Source organism: Brucella sp. GW823-FHT04E01 (assembly GCF_058796175.1).
Genome location: NZ_JBXAIK010000004.1, coordinates 105,495 through 125,009, shown reverse-complemented (window position 1 = coordinate 125,009; position 19,515 = coordinate 105,495). Strand labels below are relative to the sequence as shown.

Below are 19,515 nucleotides of genomic sequence, written 5' to 3'. Positions count from 1 at the left end.
GAGACAGCGTGCCCCGGCTTTTGAGCCACTTGAGGGTTTGCTTGCCGGTATCTGTCACAGGGATTTGAGAAGAGGATAGGGCTTTATGCGGCAAGGATCGAAATACCGCCCGCTTTATGGTTTGCTGCTCTCGCTTCTGGCGGGAATCGCGATCCCGACAAGCGGTGCTTTGGCCAAGGCGACAAATGATCCTGCACCGCCTCCAGTCCGCGCCGGTTCGTTTGCCGGGGCCTATCTTGCCGGACGTACCGCCGAATCCGACAATAATCTCGCGACCGCCGTCGATTTCTATCGTCAGGCTATGGCCTTCGATCCGGGCAATGCGCAGATCAAGCAGGATCTGCTACTGGTTTTGCTGACGGAAGGCCGTTTCAAGGATGCGCTGCCTCTGGCGGAAGAACTGAAGAACGTCCCGGACATCGAGCGTTTTTCGCGCGTGGCGCTGGCCATCGACGCCATTGACCGCAAGCAATATCGCAAGGTCGGGCCGCTTCTGATGCTGTCGCTGCAATCCGATATGGATCGTCTTGCGACTGGCTTCATGAGCGCGTGGGTGAAGGTCGGGCAGGGCAACCCCAAACAGGCGCTCGCCGATATCCAGAAAATGCAGGGACCGGAATGGTATGGTCTATTCCGCACCTATAATTCCGCACTGATAGCCGATCTCGCCGGCCAGAAGCAGGAAGCGCGTGATTTCTACCAGCAGGCCATCGACGACCGGCCCGGCGGGAGCGCTGCCCCTGACACTTACGAACGCATCGTGATGGCCTATGCCTCCTTCAAGCTTCGTCAGGGTGACAAGGAAGGTGCTATCAAGACGTTGAATGATGCAGCCGAGCTTTTGAACGGTCGCATGACGATCACCGAAATGCGTGAAAAGATCGAGGCTGGCGAGAAATATGGCCGCCTGATCAAAACCGCTCAGGAAGGGACTGCCGAAGCGCTCTATACGCTTGGTACTGCGATCAACCGCAGCGGCGCGGAAGCCTTTGCAAAGCTTTATCTGCAGATGTCGTTGCCGCTGCGTCCGGACAACGACGCAACGCTTTATCAGCTGGGCGATATTTCCGCCAAGTTGCGCCAGCCGGAAAAGGCCATCGACTACTATGGTCGCGTGCCGGAGAAGTCGCCTTATCGTCGTGATGCGGAAATGCAGCGCGCACTCAATCTGGCGGAAAACGACCAGTCTGCCGACGCCGTCAAGCAGCTGAGAGTTCTGCTCGACCGTGACAAGACCGACATGCGCACTTATCTGGCGCTCGGTGGTGTCTATGCACAGGACAAGAATTTCGCCGATGCGGCGAAGATTTATGATGCTGCGGTGGAACAGATCAAGACGCCGGAACGCAAGGACTGGCCGGTCTTTTACCAGCGCGGCATCGCCTATGAACGCCTGAAGCAATGGGACAAGGCGGAGCCCAATTTCCGCAAGGCGCTGGAGCTTTATCCCGACCAGCCACAGGTGCTGAACTATCTTGGTTATTCCTGGGTTGACCGGGGTGAAAATCTCGATGAAGCGCTGGGCATGATCAAGAAGGCGGTCGAGCTGCGTCCGCAGGACGGCTATATCGTCGACTCGCTGGGCTGGGCCTATTACATGCTGGGCCGGTATGACGAGGCGGTGGTCGAACTGGAAAAGGCGGTCAAGCTTCGTCCGGAAGACCCGACGATCAACGATCATATGGGCGATGCCTACTGGCGTGTCGGGCGTCTTCTGGAAGCGACATTTCAGTGGAACCATGCCATTGCAGGCAAGCCCGAGCCGGAAGATCTGGTCAAGATCGAGGCGAAGCTGAAGAAGGGTTTGCCGGATATCCCGGGGCAATCTTCTGCCGATGCTGCAAAGCCCGACGAGAAAAAACCTGTCGAGCAGAAGCCGGAAGCTCCTGCACAATCGCCTGCGCCTGCCGCACCGTCCGACAAGGCTCCAGAAAAACCGGCAACTGACTAAGAGCTTCAGGCTGCCGGTTTCAAGATGGTGTGACACCGAAACTGGCAGCCTGTGCTTGACCCTGCGTTACGGACAAATTAGACCGGGCCATCATTTCAATTACAAGGCCCGACCCCGTGTCCAGTACGTTGCCAGCACATATGCATCCCACCCGTTCCTTTCAGGGTCTGATCCTGACGCTCCATAACTATTGGGCGGAGCACGGTTGCGCTATCTTGCAGCCCTATGACATGGAAGTGGGTGCGGGTACGTTCCACCCGGCAACGACGCTGCGTTCGCTGGGGCCGAAGCCGTGGAAGGCTGCCTATGTGCAGCCATCGCGTCGTCCGAAGGATGGCCGTTACGGTGAAAACCCGAACCGTCTCCAGCACTATTACCAGTATCAGGTGATCATCAAGCCATCGCCGCCGAACCTTCAGGATCTCTATCTCGGGTCGCTGCGCGCCATCGGTCTCGATCCGACGCTGCATGACGTGCGCTTCGTGGAAGATGACTGGGAAAGCCCGACGCTCGGCGCATGGGGTCTCGGCTGGGAATGCTGGTGCGACGGCATGGAAGTGTCGCAGTTCACCTATTTCCAGCAGGTCTGTGGCATCGAATGCTCACCGGTTTCCGGTGAGCTGACCTATGGTCTCGAACGCCTCGCCATGTATGTGCAGGGTGTGGACAATGTTTACGACCTCAACTTCAACGGTCTCGAAGGCGATGAAAAGGTCACCTATGGCGAGGTGTTCCTGCAGGCTGAGCAGGAATATTCCCGCTACAACTTTGAAATGGCCAATACCGAGGCTTTGCATCAGCATTTCATCGATGCCGAGCGCGAGTGCGAGGCCATTCTGAAGGCTGGTGCGCCTGGTCCGAACGCCAATCATCAAATGCATAAGAGTGTCTTCCCGGCCTATGACCAGTGCATCAAGGCATCCCACGTGTTCAATCTGATGGATGCGCGCGGCGTGATCTCGGTTACCGAGCGTCAGAGCTATATTCTGCGCGTGCGCAATCTTGCGCGTCAGTGCGGCGAGGCATTCCTTTTGACGGATGCCGGTGGTTTCAATTTCAAGCGTGAGGGCGAGTAAAGAACATGCCTGATTTGTTGCTCGAACTCTTTTCCGAAGAAATCCCCGCTCGCATGCAGCGCAAGGCTGCCGGTGATCTGAAAAAGATGATTACCGATGGTCTGGTGGAAGCCGGTCTTACCTATGAAGCTGCGACCCCTTATTGGACGCCACGTCGTCTGACGCTCGATATTCGCGGCCTCACCGTGCGTTCCAAGGACGTGCACGAAGACATTAAGGGCCCGTCGGTCACAGCACCGGAACAGGCCATTCAGGGGTTTCTGCGCAAGGCTGGTCTCACTGATGTTTCTCAGGCCCATGTCCACTCCGACCCGAAGAAGGGCGATTTCTACGTCGCTCATCTGACGAAGCCGGGCCGCGCAGCGGAAGAAATCGTCGCCGAACTGGTGCCGCAGACGATCCGCAATTTCCCATGGCCGAAATCCATGCGCTGGGGTGCGGCTTCGGCCAGGCCGGGTTCGCTTCGTTGGGTGCGTCCGCTGCAGTCGATCCTCTGCACCTTCGGTCCCGAAACCGAGGAAACCGTGGTCATCGATTTCGATGTTGATGGCATCAAGTCGGGTAATGTCACCTATGGCCATCGTTTCCTGAGCGACGGTCAGGCAATCAAGGTACGTCGCTTCGAGGATTATGTCGAAAAACTCGAAAAGGCTTTCGTGGTTCTCGACGCCGAGCGCCGCAAGGAAATCATTTCGCAGGACGCGCATAATCTCGCCTTCGCTTCCGGCCTCGAACTGGTGGAAGACGATGGGCTTCTGGAAGAAGTGTCCGGTCTGGTCGAATGGCCGGTCGTGCTGATGGGCGAATTCGAGGAAGAGTTTCTGGCCATCCCGCCGGAAGTCATTCGCCTCACCATCCGCGCCAACCAGAAGTGCTTTGTCACCCGCAAGCAGGGCGAAGCCGAAGCGCTTTCCAACCGGTTCATTCTGGTGTCGAACATTGCAGCCCGGGACGGCGGCACGGAAATCGCTTACGGTAACGGCAAGGTCGTGCGCGCACGCCTGTCGGATGCACTCTATTTCTGGCACACAGATCAGCATGATCTGCCCGACCTCGACAAGCTCGTCGCTTCGGCGGAAAAGTTCGGTCTTGATCTGAAGAAGCCACTCGATCAGCGCATGGCGCGTCTGGATGCATTGAATGTGACCTTCCATGCCAAGCTTGGCACGCAAGGCGCACGCGTTGAACGCATTCGCGAACTGGCTGCGCAGATTGCGCCGCTGGTGGGTGCCGATCCGAAGCTTGCTGCGCGCGCGGCAGTTCTGGCAAAGGCTGACCTCACCACGGAAGTTGTCGGCGAATTCCCTGAACTTCAGGGCGCAATGGGTCGCAAATATGCGTTGCTTCAGGGCGAAGATGAAGCCGTCGCTGCTGCGATTGAAGAACACTACAAGCCGCAAGGCCCGTCCGATGTTGTGCCGAAGAACCCGGTTTCGGTTGCCGTCGCGCTTGCCGACAAGCTCGACACGTTGGTCGGATTCTGGGCGATCGATGAAAAGCCGACCGGCTCGAAGGACCCGTTTGCTCTGCGTCGTGCGGCATTGGGTGTGATCCGTCTCCTGCTGTCGCAGGAATGGAAGTTCCCGCTGCTGCCGCTCTTCCGCTCGGCGTTTGCCGCGCTGAAAGAAGGTCAGGTCCAGCGCAAGTTGCGCGAGTTTGAAACCAAGCTTGCTGGGGAAAACTCCGGTGATGTCGACGGCGAACAGGACGTTGACAACGCATTGGCCAGCTATGAAAAGCAGGTTCGCGCCGAGGCGGAAGCATCGTCCGAGCCGGTGCTGGCTGATCTCTTGTCGTTCCTCCATGACCGTTTCAAGGTGCATCTGAAAGACGAAGGCGCACGCTATGACGCCATCGACGCCGTACTGTCGCCGGAAGCCGACAATCTGCTGCTGGTCGCGCGTCGATTGGAAGCGCTGATCGTTTTCATCAACGAAGAAGACGGCAAGAACCTTCTGGCTGGCACCAAGCGCGCCGCCAACATTCTTGCTGCCGAAGAGAAGAAGGGTACGAAGGTTGCAGACAGCGTGAGCGCGTCTCTTCTTCGCGAAGCGGAAGAAAAGGCGCTGTTTGAAGCCGTCACTCTGGCTTCGCAAGATGCCGAGGCTGCCATTGCCCGTGAAGATTTCAACGGTGCGATGCTGGCGCTCGCCAAGCTGCGTGGTCCGGTCGATACGTTCTTCGAAAAGGTGCTGGTGAACGACGAGGACGAGAATGTCCGCGCCAATCGTCTGGCCTTGCTCGATCAGATTCGTGCTGCAACCGGAAAAGTGGCGGATTTCTCGAAAATCGCGGGCTGACTATTGGCAGTACGATAAAAAATATGGCGCTTTCGGGCGCCATTTTTGTTTATTTCAGGCTGGGTCTGAGTTCGAGCGAACTGAGATCGATTTCGTCGGATGCCCCGGCCCAGGGATCGCCAACGACGCGCACCGGCTTGGCGGGGTCAAAGTCTTCTGCTGGTGCGGCGGCTGGCTCAAGCAGATCGTCCGGAACGGGCTGGCCCTGCATGCGCGCCATATAGGCACGGGCGCGCTTGCGGCGGGCCTCGATTTCCTTCTGTGCGTCCAGTTCGGCTGCCTGCTTTTGCGCACAGGTGCCGCAAACCGGCAGGCCGTTGGCACCGATCTTGTCATAGCCGATATAATCGATGGAGCCGACCTGATAGGTTAATGCCGCGCGCTCACCTCCGTTTGCGGAAGCAATCGCAGGCAGTCCGATGGCCGTCAGCGAAATAGCGATAAATCGCGATAACATTATTCACCTCACGCATGAATAATATCATCATACCCTGAAAAACCTAACAAAACGCAATTTTTCATGCGCAATCATGATCGTCTTGCCGTGATTGTGCCCGGATAGAGTCCGAGCTTGCTTGTACATCGCTTGTACATCACTTGCACAGGAGCCTGTGCTTGTGTAGGCAGAACGGGCTTAGAGCGCATTTCGATCTGATAGAGTCAGATCGGCGCTCTAACTGTCTGTTTTGACGCGCATCTTATCCGAAAACCGTTTCACACTTTTCGGGATGCGCTCCAACTTGGGACGCTCGAGAGGCGGAAAACCAGTGTCCGATGTAGCCAAATTCGATGATGAGGCAGTCCAGCGCGCGGTGGAAGTGCTGCGGCGCGGCGGTCTCGTCGCCATTCCGACCGAAACCGTTTATGGCCTTGCCGCCGACGCTGCGAACGGCGAGGGTGTGGCCGGTATTTTCGCGGCCAAGGGGCGGCCTCAGTTCAATCCGCTGATCGCGCATGTGAGCGGCATCGCGATGGCTGAACGCTATGTCACTTTCGACGCTCTTTCGCGCAAGCTTGCCGAGCTGTTCTGGCCCGGCCCATTGACCATCGTGCTGCCGCTGAAGGACAGGCAGGATACGGATCGCCCGATCCATCCGCTTGTAACCGCCGGGCTTTCGACCCTTGCCATCCGCATGCCGCTTGGCCGTGTGCGCGATATCATCGAGGAGCTTGATAGTCCGGTTGCAGCGCCAAGCGCCAACACGTCAGGCCGCATCAGCCCGACAAGCGCTCGTGCCGTTGCCGACGACCTCGGCAACAAGCTTGATCTGATCCTCGATGCCGGTCCCTGCGGCGTTGGGGTTGAATCCACCATCGTCAAGGTAGACGGCAATAAAGTGCATCTGCTCCGGCCGGGCGGACTAGCTGCGGAAGAAATCGAAGCCGTGATTGGTGAGAAGCTCGTGCGCGCCGACCAAACATCGGCAATTCAGGCACCGGGCATGATGGCCTCGCATTATGCGCCTGATGCTGCGATGCGGCTTGGTGTCGGCTCGGTGCAGCCGGGCGAAGCCCTGCTTGCCTTTGGCCCGCAGCGCGTGGCCGGGGCCGATACAGCAAAGGCGATCATGAACTTGAGCGCTGATGGCAATTTGCGCGAAGCAGCGGCCAATCTGTTCGATTTCATGCGCAGGCTGGATGCGACAGGTGCCACCACCATTGCCGTAGAGCCCATCCCCTTTGAAGGTCTCGGCGAGGCCATCAACGACCGTTTGAAACGCGCGGCGGCCCCGCGTTAACATCCTCCTATGTAAGAGACAGACTATGCTGGATACCGCTCTGATCGAACGTTTCTCCGCCATCGTGGGCGAAAAGAATGCGCTCACCGCGCCGGAAGATCTCGCCGCTTATCTCGTCGAGCAACGCGATCTCTATCACGGTCGCACACCTCTCGTCCTTCGTCCGGGGTCGACGGAAGAAGTCGCGGCTATCATGAAGCTTGCCAGCGAGACGAAAACACCGGTGGTGCCGCAGGGTGGCAATACGGGCCTCGTTGGCGGCCAGCAGCCCGATGAAAGCGGCGCAGCCATCATTCTGTCGCTCGGTCGTATGAACCGTATCCGTAACCTTGATACGGTCGGCAATCTGGTAACGCTTGAAGCCGGTGTCATCCTGAAGAACCTTCAGGAAGCTGCTGAAAAAGCCGGTCGCCTGTTTCCGCTGTCGCTGGGTGCCGAAGGTTCATGCCAGATCGGTGGCAATCTTGGTTCCAACGCTGGCGGCACGGCAGTGCTTGCCTATGGCAACATGCGCGAGCTTTGCCTCGGCCTTGAGGTTGTGCTGCCGACCGGCGAGATTCTCAACGATCTTCGCTATGTAAAGAAGGACAATACCGGTTACGACCTGAAAGACCTTTTCATCGGTTCGGAAGGCACGCTTGGTGTCATCACGGCTGCGGTGCTGAAAATCTTCCCGCAGCCGAAGGGCAAGGGCGTGGCTTATGCAGGACTGCGCAATCCGGAAGACGTGCTGCGCCTGTTCCAGCTTGCAACGGAACATGCAGGCCCGTCGCTGACCGGCTTCGAATTGATGCCGCGCGTGGGCGTGGAATTTACGGTGCGCCATGTCGATGGCGTGCGCGATCCGCTCGAAAGCCCGCATGACTGGTATGTGCTGATCGATATTTCTTCTACTCGCTCAGAAGAAGATGCGCGCACGACGCTGGAAACGATCCTGACCGAAGCCTTCGAGAGCGATATTATTCAGGATGCGGCCATCGGCGAAAGCGTGGCGCAGGCGCAGTCCTTCTGGAAAATGCGCGAGGAAATGTCCTGGGCGCAGAAGCCGGAAGGTGGCTCGATCAAGCACGATATATCGGTGCCGGTCGCATCCATCCCCGCCTTCATCCACGAAGCCAATGCCGCGACGCTGGAAATGATTCCCGGTGCGCGCATCGTTTGCTTCGGCCATATCGGCGACGGTAACCTGCATTACAACGTTTCGCAGCCGGTAGGCGCTGACAAGGAAGCCTTTCTTGCGCGATGGCACGAGCTGAACCACCGTATCCACACGATCGTCGCGAGCTATACGGGTTCGATTTCGGCAGAACACGGCATTGGTCAGCTCAAGCGCGAAGAACTGGCTTTCTTCAAGCAGGATGTCGCGCTTGACCTGATGCGCCGCATCAAGTCGGCTTTCGATCCGGCGGGCATCATGAACCCCGGCAAGGTTCTGTAAAAATAGTACAATTCCAGGAAGTAAGACGGGCGGTATTAACCGCCCGTTTGTTTTAGTAAACACTTCTTCAGAAGAATTTCCGAATTCTTACACCTGGTTGCAATCTGCTAACCAAAGGAAAAGGCAGGAAAAAGTTAACTTAACTCATTAAGCCCGTCGGTAATAAACCGCGCCTATTCTCCATCTCAACGAAGAGCAAAAAGCTCGACAAAGGGAAGTCGGAATAACCGGCTCTCAAAAATAAAAAACAGAGAGACAGAGGCGTCGAAAATGATGAGCAAGGGACTGAAGCCCGACTGGGCAGGACGGGAATTGCGGCTTGATCCGTTTCACTTTCCGCAGGTTGTGAGCTATGCGACCCATGACGGGAGCAGCGACGTTACCTTCACCATCAACGAGCGCGGCGCAGTGATCCGGCAGGTTCTGCCTTCAAGTGGTCTGCCGATGTCGATCGCTCTCCCGGCCAACGCATTTGTCGGCGTTGCCGCCCGTGCGGTGGAAGACGAGTTCGGCGAAATCACGGTGACGCTGGAGCTGATGCATGAAGACCCGCAGCTTTCCGTTCCCTTGCTTGTCGCACATGATCTGACTGACGTTGCCGCCGACTGGCGCGCCTGGGCGGCAAGCTTCAATCTGCCGATGATGCTGGTCGAGGAAGACGGCGTCGCCCGCCCGCTTTATGAAAGCACCGGTGCGGTCCGCACCAGCCAGCCGCAGGCTCGCCGTCAGGGACAGGAGCCGCGCCGTCGCCGTCCGCGTTTTCTTGCTCGCCGCAAGACAGGTACGCTTGGCGTCCGTCTGGTGATCTCCGGCAAGGAAATCATTGCTCGAAATTGAATTGGAGCGCATCCCGAAAAGTGTGAAACGGTTTTCGGACGAGATGCGCTCTAGAAAGGGTAAAGGGTCGCCTGAGATAAGGCGACCCCTTCAAAAAATCTTGGCTGACCTCCAAAAAGCCCTCGAACGTTCACAACGTTCGGGTTTATTTTTTTCGGCTGAGAAATGCCATGACGGCCTCGCGGGCTTCATCTGAGGTAAGCCGTTCAGCAAAATGTTTGGCCTCACGTGCAATACGTTCGGAAACTTTTTCAGCTGGCATGCGCATCAGCGCACGGGCGATCTGTATGGCCTGCGGAGGCTTGGCAGCGATTTCTTCTGCGGCCTTCATTACTTCCGTTTCCAGCGCATCTTCGGCAACGATCTGATAGACGATCCCGGCTTCCTGTGCGGCTTCCGCGGTAAATCCATGACCGAGCGCCAGCAGGGCAAATGCCTTCTGATGTCCCATCAGCGGTGGTGCCAGCAGGCTGGAAGCTGCTTCCGGCACAAGGCCGAGATCGACGAAAGGCGTGCGGAACAAGGCGCGCGACGTTGCAAATGTCAGGTCGCAATGCAGGTGGATGGTCGTGCCGATGCCGATGGCAAGGCCATCGACACCGGAAACGATCGGCTTCTTTGCGCTGGAAAGAGCACCCAGAAAATCCAGAATGTCGTTGCCGAGATCGCCGCCCGATGCCGCGACCATGAAATCCTGCATGTCGTTGCCGGATGAGAATGCACCCGGAACCCCGAGAAACACGTGCACACGCACCGCGTCATCGGCATCGCCGTCCTTGAGCGCCTTTGCCATGGTGGCATACATGGCGCGGGTAATGGCGTTTTTCTTGTCGGCCCGGTTAAGACGGATGATCTGGATCGCGCCTTTGCGCTCAATCAGGATGTGTTCGCTCATGCCTATGCCTCCAGCGCGGATTTGGCGGCGGCTAGGCTGGCAGCGCCGGTGATGACGGTGTCTTTCAGGGACGATACTTCGGCAAGCATATTTTCCGCAAAGAAGCGGCTCAGCACTGCGCGGCCGCTATCGTCATCCGCGAGCGCCGCACGCGCGAGATAGGCGCCGCCGGAAACGAGCGACAAAAGCCGCTGATAAGGCGTGGCTCCGGCAAGTGCTGCCTCAAGCTGCCCTTCGGCAACTGCCTTTTGCAGCCAGTCCGTGGCTTCGCGGGCCTCATTGATGGCCTTGGAAAGGCGAGCGCCGGTTTCGCCGAGTTCCGGACGATTGGATGCGGCGGCCTTGTCGGCGTCGTCCTGCAATTCTGCAAGGAAGCCCTTGATATGCTCGCTATGCCCAAGCGGCAGCTTGCGCGCCACGAGGTCGATGGCCTGAATGCCGTTGGTGCCTTCGTAGATCGGGGTAATCCGGGCATCACGCAGCAATTGCGCAGCACCTGTCTCTTCGATGAAGCCCATGCCGCCGTGAATCTGGATGCCCAGCGAAGCAACATCCACGCCTGCATCGGTCGCAAAGCTCTTGGCGAGCGGCGTCAGCAGACCGGCGCGATCCGACCAGAACTGCTGGTCTGCGCCCTCCGTTGCATGGCTCATGTCGATGGCATGTGCGCAGGAATAGGTGATCGAACGGGCAACCTGCGTTAGCGCCTTCATGGTCAGCAACATGCGCTGTACATCGGGATGCTCGATAATCGGGCTCATGCCTTGCTTAGGATCAGCACCGATGGCGCGGCCCTGCTTGCGCTCCTTGGCATAGGCAAGGGCCTGTTGATAAGCGGCCTCGGCAACGCCGACACCCTGAATGCCGACCAGAAGACGCGCATTGTTCATCATGGTGAACATGCAGGCCAGCCCACGATTTTCCTCGCCGATCAGGTAGCCAACCGCGCCCTGTTCTTCACCCTTCACGAAACCATCACCATAGATCATGGTGCAGGTTGGCGAGGCATGGATGCCCATCTTGTGCTCAAGGCCGGAGCAGAACAGATCGTTCCTGCGGCCAAGCGAGCCATCATCGTTGACGAGGAATTTGGGTACGAGGAAAAGCGAAATGCCCTTCGTCCCGGCCGGGGCATCGGGCAGGCGCGCCAGCACCAGATGCACGATATTGTCGGTCAGGTCATGCTCGCCATAGGTGATGAAAATCTTCTGGCCGAAGATGCGGTAGCTGCCGTCACCGGCACGTTCCGCACGGGTACGCAGTACACCAAGATCGGAACCGGCGTGCGGTTCAGTCAGATTCATCGTGCCCATCCACTCGCCGCTGATGAGCTTTTCGAGATAGATGTCCTTCAACTCCTTGGAGGCGTGCTTTTCGACCGCTTCGACTGCGCCCATGGTCAGTGTCGGCGCGATGGCGAAGGCAAGCGTCCCGGAGTTCCACATTTCGCTCACTGCCACCGACATCATCGTGGGCAGGCCCTGACCGCCATATTCCGGCGTGCCGGTCAGCGAGTTCCAGCCGCCTTCGATCCAGTCGCGATATAGCTCTTTCCAGCCCGGCGCGGTGGTGACAACGCCGTCCTTGACGGTCGCGCCATGCTTGTCGCCGGTGATGCGCAGCGGCTCGACGCGCTCTGAGGCAAACTTGCCGGCTTCTTCCAGAATGGCAGCGGCAAGATCGGCGGAGAATTCGGGGAAGCGGTTGTCGTCGAGGGCTTTCTCCAGCCCTGCAACCTTCATCAGCGTATGGGAAATTTCAGAAACCGGCGCGCGATACATCTTTCCTCCGAGTATGTTTCGCGGACTTCTCCTCGGAAGCCCGCCCTGCGCCGGTGCTTCATGCAATCCGGCAGGAGCCATTTTGGCTGTTCAATACAAGAGCTATCGGCTTATTACGTAAACGTCAATATTGTGCTGCGGCTTCACAGCCATTTGTACGGAGGTGAACAATCTCGTGGATTTTTCGAATTTGACGTTTGAAACGGGATTAATATCGGACGGATATCAAACGTCAAATGCAATCCACTAGGCATTGTCCGCCTGTGAGGCCGAAACTCGGCGGTTACAGATAATGCTGTCGAGGCTATTTCTTGTCGGCTTGGGTTTCCCGCTCGACAGCGCGCCAGCCGATATCGGAGCGATAGAAGCCTTCCGGCCAGTCGATGAGCTTTACGGCTTCATAGGCGCGCGCCTGTGCTTCGGCGACCGTGTCGGCAATGGCAGTGATGTTGAGCACGCGGCCTCCGCTGGCAACGATGCTGCCGTCCTTCTCCGCCGTTCCCGCGTGGAAGAGTTTGACGCCATCAATGCCTTCGAGCTTGTCGAGATCGCGGATGACGCTGCCCTTCTTCACATTGGACGGATAGCCCTCCGCAGCCATCACAACCGTCAGCGCAGGCTGGTTTTTCCAGTCGAGCGAGACTTCATCAAGTTTGCCGTCCACGGCAGCATTGATGAGCGCGAGCAGGTCGCTGTTGAGGCGCATCATAAGCACCTGGCATTCCGGGTCACCGAAACGGGTGTTGTATTCGATGAGCTTCGGGCCGTCCTTGCCGATCATCAGGCCGAGGAACAAAATGCCGGAGAAGGGCGCGCCGATTTCCGCCATGCCGCGCATGGTCGGTTCGATCAGTTCGCGCATGGTGCGTTCGACGATTTCCGGCGTCATGACCGGAGCTGGAGCATAGGCACCCATGCCGCCTGTATTCGGGCCGGTGTCGCCGTCGCCGACACGCTTGTGATCTTGCGCCGAGCCGAGCGGCAAGGCGGTCTTGCCATCGCATATGCAGAAGAAGCTTGCTTCTTCGCCGTCCAGAAATTCCTCAACCACCACTTCGGCACCGGCGGAACCGAATGCGCCCTCGAAACAGGCATCCACGGCGTCGAGCGCTTCATCGAGCGTCATCGCAACGATCACGCCCTTGCCTGCGGCGAGCCCGTCGGCCTTGACGACGATGGGCGCACCCTGCTGGCGGATATAGGCCTTGGCCTTGGGCGCATTGTTGAAGCGGCCATAAGCGCCTGTCGGAATATCGAAGCGCGCGCAGAGATCCTTGGTGAAACCCTTCGAGCCTTCAAGCTGTGCCGCAGCCTTGGACGGGCCGAACACACGGATACCCTCGGCACGCATTTCATCGGAAAGGCCAGCCACCAGTGGCGCTTCAGGCCCGACCACCACGAGATCGATCTTCTTGTCCTTGGCGAAGGCAATCAGAGCCTGATGGTCATCGACACCGATGTCGACGAGTTCTGCGATCGTCGCAATGCCGGGATTGCCGGGAGCGCAATAGAGTTTTGTCAGTGACGGAGAAGCGGACAGTTTCCAGGCCAGAGCATGTTCACGACCGCCAGAACCGATTAAAAGAACTCTCATTGCTTGCTCCGTCTTCGTCGGGGTTATAGTGATGGCTGCATATATCAAGGATTTCGCCATGTCACAGCCCGAACTACACGGATCGATTCAGTCACGCAATGCGCAAGGGCGTGTAAAGGATGCTCCATCGGGCCATTGGGTCTATAAGCTGCTGCCGCACTGGCTCTGGCCCTATGCGCAGCTCGCCCGCTGGGATCGTCCCATCGGATGGCAGCTCCTGCTCTGGCCATGCTGGTGGTCGGCAGCGTTGGTGGCAGGTGCGGGCGCCAAGCCGGGCGATGGCGCCTGGGCCGTCATGCCTTCGATCTGGCATCTCGTTCTGTTCCTGATCGGCGCCATTGCCATGCGTGGCTCCGGCTGCACCTATAACGATCTTGTCGATCAGGATATTGACGACAAGGTGGATCGCACGCGTTCAAGGCCACTGCCGTCGGGGCAGGTGACACGTGGTCAGGCCAAGATTTTTCTGGTTCTGCAGGCGCTGGTTGGTCTTGTGGTGGTGCTGCAGTTCAACTGGTTCTCCATCGGGCTTGGCATTTTCTCGCTTCTGATCGTCGCCGCTTATCCTTTCATGAAGCGCATTACCAACTGGCCGCAATTCGTGCTTGGTCTTGCGTTCTCATGGGGCGCACTCATGGGCTGGGCTGCAGTGGAGGGTTCACTCAGCCTTGCGCCGGTGCTTCTCTATATCGGCGCGATCCTGTGGACGATCGGCTATGACACGATCTACGCGCATCAGGACAAGGAAGACGACGCGCTGGTGGGCGTGCGCTCCACGGCGCGTCTGTTCGGCAAGCACACCAAGACGGCGCTGATGATCCTGTATGGTGGTGCTATCGGCTTCTTTGCCGCCGCTTTTGCCGTGGCACAGGTGCCGATGCCAGCACTGGCTGGGTTGCTCGCAGCGGGCGTACATCTTTATCGTCAGATCATCGTGCTCGATATCGACAATCCCGACCAGTGCCTGAAACTGTTCAAATCCAACAATATTGTTGGCTGGCTGATTTTCCTCGGGCTTGTTCTCGGAAGTCTCTGGGTGGCGGTCAAGCCGCTGGTATAAATAAGAAGGCCACCGTGTCCGGTGGCCTTCTTATTATGGGATCATGGATAAAGCCGTTCCTTGTTCCAGTCGCCCTCAGGTGCGGGACGTGTGAACAGAACGCGGTCATGCAGGCGGAAGGCCCTGTCATGCCAGAATTCAATCGAGACCGGACGAATACGGAAACCCGACCAGTAGGACGGGCGTGGAATGTCGCCGATGGCATATTTTGCGGTATATTCCGCAACGGCCTTTTCCAGCGCGAAACGGCTTTCCAGCGGGCGTGACTGCTTGGATGCCCAGGCGCCGATGCGGCTGCCGCGCGGGCGTGAAGCGTAATAGGCATCGGCCTCGGCATCGCTGACTTTCTCCACCGCGCCGCGCACGCGCACCTGACGGCGCAGCGTCTTCCAATGGAAGCACATCGCGGCCTTTTCCGCTGACAGGATTTCCTTGCCCTTGGTGCTTTCATAATTGGTGTAAAAGACGAACCCCTGTTCGTCGAAATCCTTCAACAGCACCATGCGCACATTGGGCAGGCCGTCGGGATCGACTGTTGCCAGCGCGACCGCATTCGGATCGTTCGGTTCGCTCGCTTTGGCGTCGGTCAGCCAGTCTGCAAAAAGTTTGAACGGCTGGGAGGATTCGGTGAAGTCGTCGCTTGCGTTTGTCATTTTGGATATTTCAAAAGCCTGTCGGAATTTGCGGATCATCCTGCAAGGGAATCCCCGCCAAAGAAACCCCAATGGGGCGGGTCGGGAGGGAGCTTCTTCCATAACCGGCATTTTGTCCATGGTCTTGCCGGGATGTGTCGTCGCAGGGTTCGACATGGCTTTACTTAGCGGGCAACTTTTTGTAGGGCGCCGGTCAAGGTGGGGGCTATGCCAAAACTCGACTTTTTGACGCTTTATATTGTAATTCTCTTAAATTCGCTGACGGTCTGCATCATCTGGACCGCTATCGCCTTCTCTTATCGCAAATTCCGGCCTGCCAGAATCTGGCTTCTTTCGACGACGCTTCTGTTGGTCGGAGGCTTCGTGCTTTCGCTGCAGGGTAATGAGGGCGCGTTCTGGCCTGCGGTCACCGGTAATACCATCATCATTTACGGTTTCTGCCTTGCCTGGGTTGGTGCGCGTTATTTCTATGGCCACAAAGGCGGCTGGCGGCTGGCAATGGGAATATCGCTCGCAAGTTTCGCCGTCATGGCGGCATTTCATTCGAGCTGGCAGGGGCGCAACATTGCTTATGCCGTGGGGCAGTCAGTACCCATGGGGATGACGGTTTTCTATCTGGCCCGGCAGAAGGGCATTGGTCTCGGCGGTCAGATTGCTATCATGGCCTTTTTGCTCGGTATCATTGGGCACGCCATTGAGACCTCGCTGAACATCGCCGGATGGGTGGGTGAGTTCGATCAGTCGCTCTATTTTACCATCGAAAGCTATGCGCTTGTCTGTGTGATCTATAGCGGCATGATCTGGAATTTCGGCTTTATCGTCATGGCGATGAACCGCTTGCATGGCGATATGGCAAAGGTAGCAGAAACCGACGAGCTGACCGGGCTTCCGAACCGCCGTCATTTCATGAAAAGACTCGCAAGGGCGGAGTTGGCGTTCAGCGAGGACGGTACAGCCTATAGCGTCATGCTGATCGATATCGACAATTTCAAACAATGGAACGACACCTATGGTCATGCGCTGGGCGATCAGGCGCTCGTGCATTTTGCCGATGTGGCGGTCGACGTCCTTAATCGGCGCGGTGTGCTGGCACGTCTCGGCGGTGATGAGTTTTCCATTCTGCTGACAAAGATGGACGAGCAGGAAGCGACGGAAATCGCACGCGACATCGTCAGGGCGATCAACGATGCCCCGCTTGCCTTCAATGGACAGAAACTCGCCATGACTGTCAGTATCGGCATTGCCAGTGAGGAACGCGACAACGAAACGAGTGACCTTGACGTTTTTGCCCGGGCCGATCTCGCGCTTTACAAGGTAAAGCAGGCTGGCCGGAACGGCTACGCAACACGCACGGCAACGGTGAACGCGCCGCACTCTTCATTTTCGGACTGGCAACGAGCTGCCGGTTGATTGGTCTTTCTCGAACCGGATGCAGAAAACCGGGCACATCGTTTGATGGCTGAATAAAGTGCGGAGTTGGGCGTTGTGCTCTGATTCCGATTTGTTTACCTTTCCGGCACACTGCTTGTTAACTCAAGTTCACTCATAATCCCTGCATCTTTAGCGTGTAAAAATAAGGGAATAGCGTTGGCTGTCGAGACGCTTCGCCACAAGGACAATCTCTGGAGCCTGAGCTGCCGCGCAAATGCGCTGCGCAAGGCCGTGATTGGCATATGCATCCTCTCGCTTGCCGGTTGCGCCATGGGTGGCGTGAGCATTGAAAAGGCCGTTCCCGATTCTTCCACGATCACCGGATCGGTGAAACAGCCGCAGCCGGTTGAGACCGATACTGGCAAGCTTTCCGACCAATCCGCGATCAGGAACGTTGTTTCAGCGCTCAATTTCACGGAATGGGGCAAGAAGCCCGTACCGTGGGCCAATCCCGATACGGGCAGCCAGGGCACGATCACCACCATTGCCGAGAACAGCAAGAACAACCAGCTTTGCCGCGAATTCGAAACCTCGCGTGAAGCTTTTGACGGTGTTTCCATCTATCGCGGCGAAACCTGCATGCAGCGTGGGGGTCAATGGACGGTGACTTCGTTCGCGCCCATTTGAAAAGAAAAGCCCGGCCTGACTGGAACTTTTCCGGCCATATGCGCATATTATGGGCAACGAGTCTTACTCATCTCATAGTTATTTTCCTGAAAGAGGAACTATATGCGCGATCCCTATAGCGTGCTGGGCGTCGCCAAAACGGCGAAGCCCGAGGAAATAAAATCGGCTTTTCGCAAACTGGCCAAAAAGCACCATCCGGATCAGAACAAGGATGATCCGAAAGCGCAGGAGCGCTTTGCAGAACTGAACCAGGCCTATGAAATTGTGGGCGACAAGGACAAGCGTGGTCAGTTTGACCGGGGCGAGATAGATGCCGAAGGCAAGCCTGCCTTTCAGGGTTTCACCGGCGGACAGGGCTTCGGCGGCGCTCATGGCGACCCGTTTGCCGGTTTCCGGCAAGGTGGCGACGGCAACAGTCACTTTGAATTCCGTTCTGGTCCCGGCGGCTTTCAGCAAGGCGGCGGTTTCGGCGGCGCGGATGATATTCTGAACGACCTTTTCGGCGGCGCTTTCGGTGGAGGCGCCCGTGCTGGTGGTGGTGCGCGTCAGCGCGGCCCGGCCAAGGGAGCTGACCTTTCCGCGTCTATTAATATTACGCTGGAGCAGGCGGCCGGTGCGGAGAAGGTCGAGGCGATCTTCCCGAATGGCAAGCACCTGAAGATCAAGTTGCCGAGATTCGTTGAAGACGGTCAGACCATTCGCCTGAAAGGGCAGGGCGAGCCGTTGATGGGCGGAACGGCAGGCGATGCGCTGGTCACGATACACTTCAAGGCACATCCGCGGTTTCGCCTCGAAGGACGTGATGTCCATGTAGATATGCCGGTCGAGCTTGCCGATGCGGTTCTGGGCGGCAAGCAGGAAGTCGAAACGCTGGATGGGCGTATCGCAGTCAAAATTCCGGCCTGGTCGAGTTCCGATCGCGTGCTGCGCCTGAAAGAAAAAGGCCTCCCGTTGAAAGCTGATGGGCGCGGCGATCTCTACGTTCATGTGCGGATCATGCTGCCGGAAGGCGGTGACAAGGAACTGGAAGAGTTCCTGCAAAAGCGCAGAGTCGCCTGATACCAGGGCGCTGAGACGCTAGCGCATCACGCCCTGAAAATGCTCAATCGTTGCACAGGCTTAACCAAAACTCGACTTCAATCGTTTAAAGCCGGGTGTTGTCTCTTTGCGGCAGTAAAGTGACAATGCCCGGCTTTTTCACTGCAATTGCTTGAAGGAGAGCCGAGCCTGTGCGATAGGGCAACAAGTTAATTGTTTTCAATGAGGACCCCTAATGACCGCACAGTCAGGTTTGTTGCAGGGCAAGCGTGGATTGATTCTGGGCGTCGCCAACAACCGCTCCATCGCATGGGGTATTGCCAAGGCCGCTCGTGATGCAGGCGCAGAGCTCGCATTCACCTATCAGGGCGATGCATTGAAGAAGCGTGTCGAACCGCTGGCTGAAGAGCTCGGCGCATTCGTGGCAGGACATTGCGATGTGGCTGATGCTGCCAGCATGGATGCTGTTTTCGAGACGCTTGAAAAGAAGTGGGGCAAGCTCGATTTCGTGGTGCATGCCATCGGCTTTTCCGACAAGGATGAGCTGACGGGTCGTTATGTCGATACGTCGGAAGCCAACTTCACCAACACGATGCTGATCTCGGTCTATTCGCTGACGGCTATTTCGCGTCGCGCGGAAAAGCTGATGGCGGACGGCGGATCTATCCTGACGCTGACCTATTACGGCGCCGAAAAGGTCATGCCGAACTATAACGTCATGGGTGTTGCCAAGGCTGCTCTCGAAGCAAGCGTGAAGTATCTGGCCGTCGATCTCGGCCCCCAGAACATCCGCGTCAATGCAATCTCGGCTGGCCCGATCAAGACGCTTGCCGCTTCGGGCATCGGTGACTTCCGCTATATCCTCAAGTGGAACGAATACAATGCGCCGCTGCGCCGTACCGTCACCATCGAGGAAGTGGGCGATGTCGGCCTCTATTTCCTTTCCGACCTGTCCCGTTCGGTGACTGGCGAAGTTCACCACGCGGATAGCGGCTATCATGTCATCGGCATGAAAGCGGTTGACGCTCCGGATATTTCGGTCGTGAAAGACTGAAGCAGCGAATACAAAATCCCGAAAGGCTGACCGGCTTTTCG

At 57.6% G+C, this 19,515-nt stretch carries 16 protein-coding genes; 11 read left to right on the top strand and 5 right to left on the bottom strand.

The genetic code is table 11. The annotated features are described in order from the left end of the window. The first annotated feature begins 85 nt into the window (after positions 1-85). The 3 genes from AC1RHM_RS15750 (at position 86) to glyS (ending at position 5,327) form a co-directional block, all read left to right on the top strand. A complete protein-coding gene (locus AC1RHM_RS15750) occupies positions 86-1,951 on the top strand; it encodes a tetratricopeptide repeat protein (protein WP_010658341.1) in 1,866 nt (621 codons plus the stop codon). 140 nt (positions 1,952-2,091) lie between these two features. Next, entirely contained in the window at positions 2,092-3,027 is a 936-nt protein-coding gene (locus AC1RHM_RS15745) for a glycine--tRNA ligase subunit alpha (RefSeq protein WP_010658342.1), read from the top strand. Positions 3,028-3,032: 5 nt separating this feature from the next. Continuing rightward, on the top strand, positions 3,033-5,327 hold the full coding sequence (glyS, locus tag AC1RHM_RS15740) for a glycine--tRNA ligase subunit beta (RefSeq protein WP_492332589.1): 2,295 nt from the start codon (positions 3,033-3,035) through the stop codon (positions 5,325-5,327). A gap of 49 nt (positions 5,328-5,376) precedes the next feature. On the opposite strand, the gene AC1RHM_RS15735 is transcribed toward glyS, so the two are convergent. After that, positions 5,377-5,784, bottom strand: coding sequence for a hypothetical protein (locus AC1RHM_RS15735; protein ID WP_029925596.1), 408 nt, complete (start codon positions 5,782-5,784; stop codon positions 5,377-5,379). A gap of 271 nt (positions 5,785-6,055) precedes the next feature. Here AC1RHM_RS15735 and AC1RHM_RS15730 point away from each other — a divergent pair, with 271 nt between their 5' ends. From AC1RHM_RS15730 to AC1RHM_RS15720, 3 genes are all read left to right on the top strand, one after another. Then, positions 6,056-7,066, top strand: a complete 1,011-nt coding sequence (locus AC1RHM_RS15730) for an L-threonylcarbamoyladenylate synthase (protein WP_492332610.1) — start codon at positions 6,056-6,058, stop codon at positions 7,064-7,066. A gap of 25 nt (positions 7,067-7,091) precedes the next feature. Next, entirely contained in the window at positions 7,092-8,504 is a 1,413-nt protein-coding gene (locus tag AC1RHM_RS15725; protein ID WP_029925591.1) for an FAD-binding oxidoreductase, read from the top strand. A gap of 270 nt (positions 8,505-8,774) precedes the next feature. Then, the gene (locus AC1RHM_RS15720) at positions 8,775-9,341 is read left to right on the top strand and encodes a DUF6101 family protein (protein ID WP_010658347.1); all 567 of its coding nucleotides are present in this window, start codon (positions 8,775-8,777) and stop codon (positions 9,339-9,341) included. A gap of 145 nt (positions 9,342-9,486) precedes the next feature. On the opposite strand, the gene AC1RHM_RS15715 is transcribed toward AC1RHM_RS15720, so the two are convergent. The 3 genes from AC1RHM_RS15715 to purD all read right to left on the bottom strand — a co-directional run bounded on the left by AC1RHM_RS15715 (position 9,487) and on the right by purD (position 13,611). Next, positions 9,487-10,236: a crotonase/enoyl-CoA hydratase family protein gene (locus AC1RHM_RS15715; RefSeq protein WP_151576859.1), complete on the bottom strand. Its 750-nt coding sequence runs from the start codon at positions 10,234-10,236 to the stop codon at positions 9,487-9,489. A gap of 2 nt (positions 10,237-10,238) precedes the next feature. Further along, positions 10,239-12,017 (bottom strand): acyl-CoA dehydrogenase family protein, encoded by a 1,779-nt coding sequence (locus AC1RHM_RS15710; protein WP_492332588.1) that lies wholly within the window; start codon positions 12,015-12,017, stop codon positions 10,239-10,241. 304 nt (positions 12,018-12,321) lie between these two features. Then, positions 12,322-13,611, bottom strand: coding sequence for a phosphoribosylamine--glycine ligase (purD, locus tag AC1RHM_RS15705; protein ID WP_012090805.1), 1,290 nt, complete (start codon positions 13,609-13,611; stop codon positions 12,322-12,324). A gap of 58 nt (positions 13,612-13,669) precedes the next feature. Here purD and ubiA point away from each other — a divergent pair, with 58 nt between their 5' ends. After that, positions 13,670-14,671, top strand: coding sequence for a 4-hydroxybenzoate octaprenyltransferase (gene ubiA / locus AC1RHM_RS15700; RefSeq protein ID WP_029925587.1), 1,002 nt, complete (start codon positions 13,670-13,672; stop codon positions 14,669-14,671). Between the two features lie 41 nt (positions 14,672-14,712). On the opposite strand, the gene pdxH is transcribed toward ubiA, so the two are convergent. Next, complete coding sequence (gene pdxH / locus AC1RHM_RS15695; RefSeq protein ID WP_029375899.1) at positions 14,713-15,324, bottom strand: pyridoxamine 5'-phosphate oxidase; 612 nt, start codon at positions 15,322-15,324, stop codon at positions 14,713-14,715. A gap of 207 nt (positions 15,325-15,531) precedes the next feature. On the opposite strand from pdxH, the gene AC1RHM_RS15690 reads away from it, so the two are divergent. The 4 genes from AC1RHM_RS15690 (at position 15,532) to fabI (ending at position 19,474) form a co-directional block, all read left to right on the top strand. Further along, positions 15,532-16,734, top strand: coding sequence for a GGDEF domain-containing protein (locus AC1RHM_RS15690; RefSeq protein ID WP_492332587.1), 1,203 nt, complete (start codon positions 15,532-15,534; stop codon positions 16,732-16,734). Between the two features lie 219 nt (positions 16,735-16,953). Next, on the top strand, positions 16,954-17,382 hold the full coding sequence (locus tag AC1RHM_RS15685) for an RT0821/Lpp0805 family surface protein (protein ID WP_236020272.1): 429 nt from the start codon (positions 16,954-16,956) through the stop codon (positions 17,380-17,382). Positions 17,383-17,484: 102 nt separating this feature from the next. Then, positions 17,485-18,441 (top strand): DnaJ C-terminal domain-containing protein, encoded by a 957-nt coding sequence (locus tag AC1RHM_RS15680; RefSeq protein WP_036581419.1) that lies wholly within the window; start codon positions 17,485-17,487, stop codon positions 18,439-18,441. 214 nt (positions 18,442-18,655) lie between these two features. Further along, on the top strand, positions 18,656-19,474 hold the full coding sequence (fabI, locus tag AC1RHM_RS15675) for an enoyl-ACP reductase FabI (protein ID WP_010658356.1): 819 nt from the start codon (positions 18,656-18,658) through the stop codon (positions 19,472-19,474). Positions 19,475-19,515: the final 41 nt, after the last annotated feature.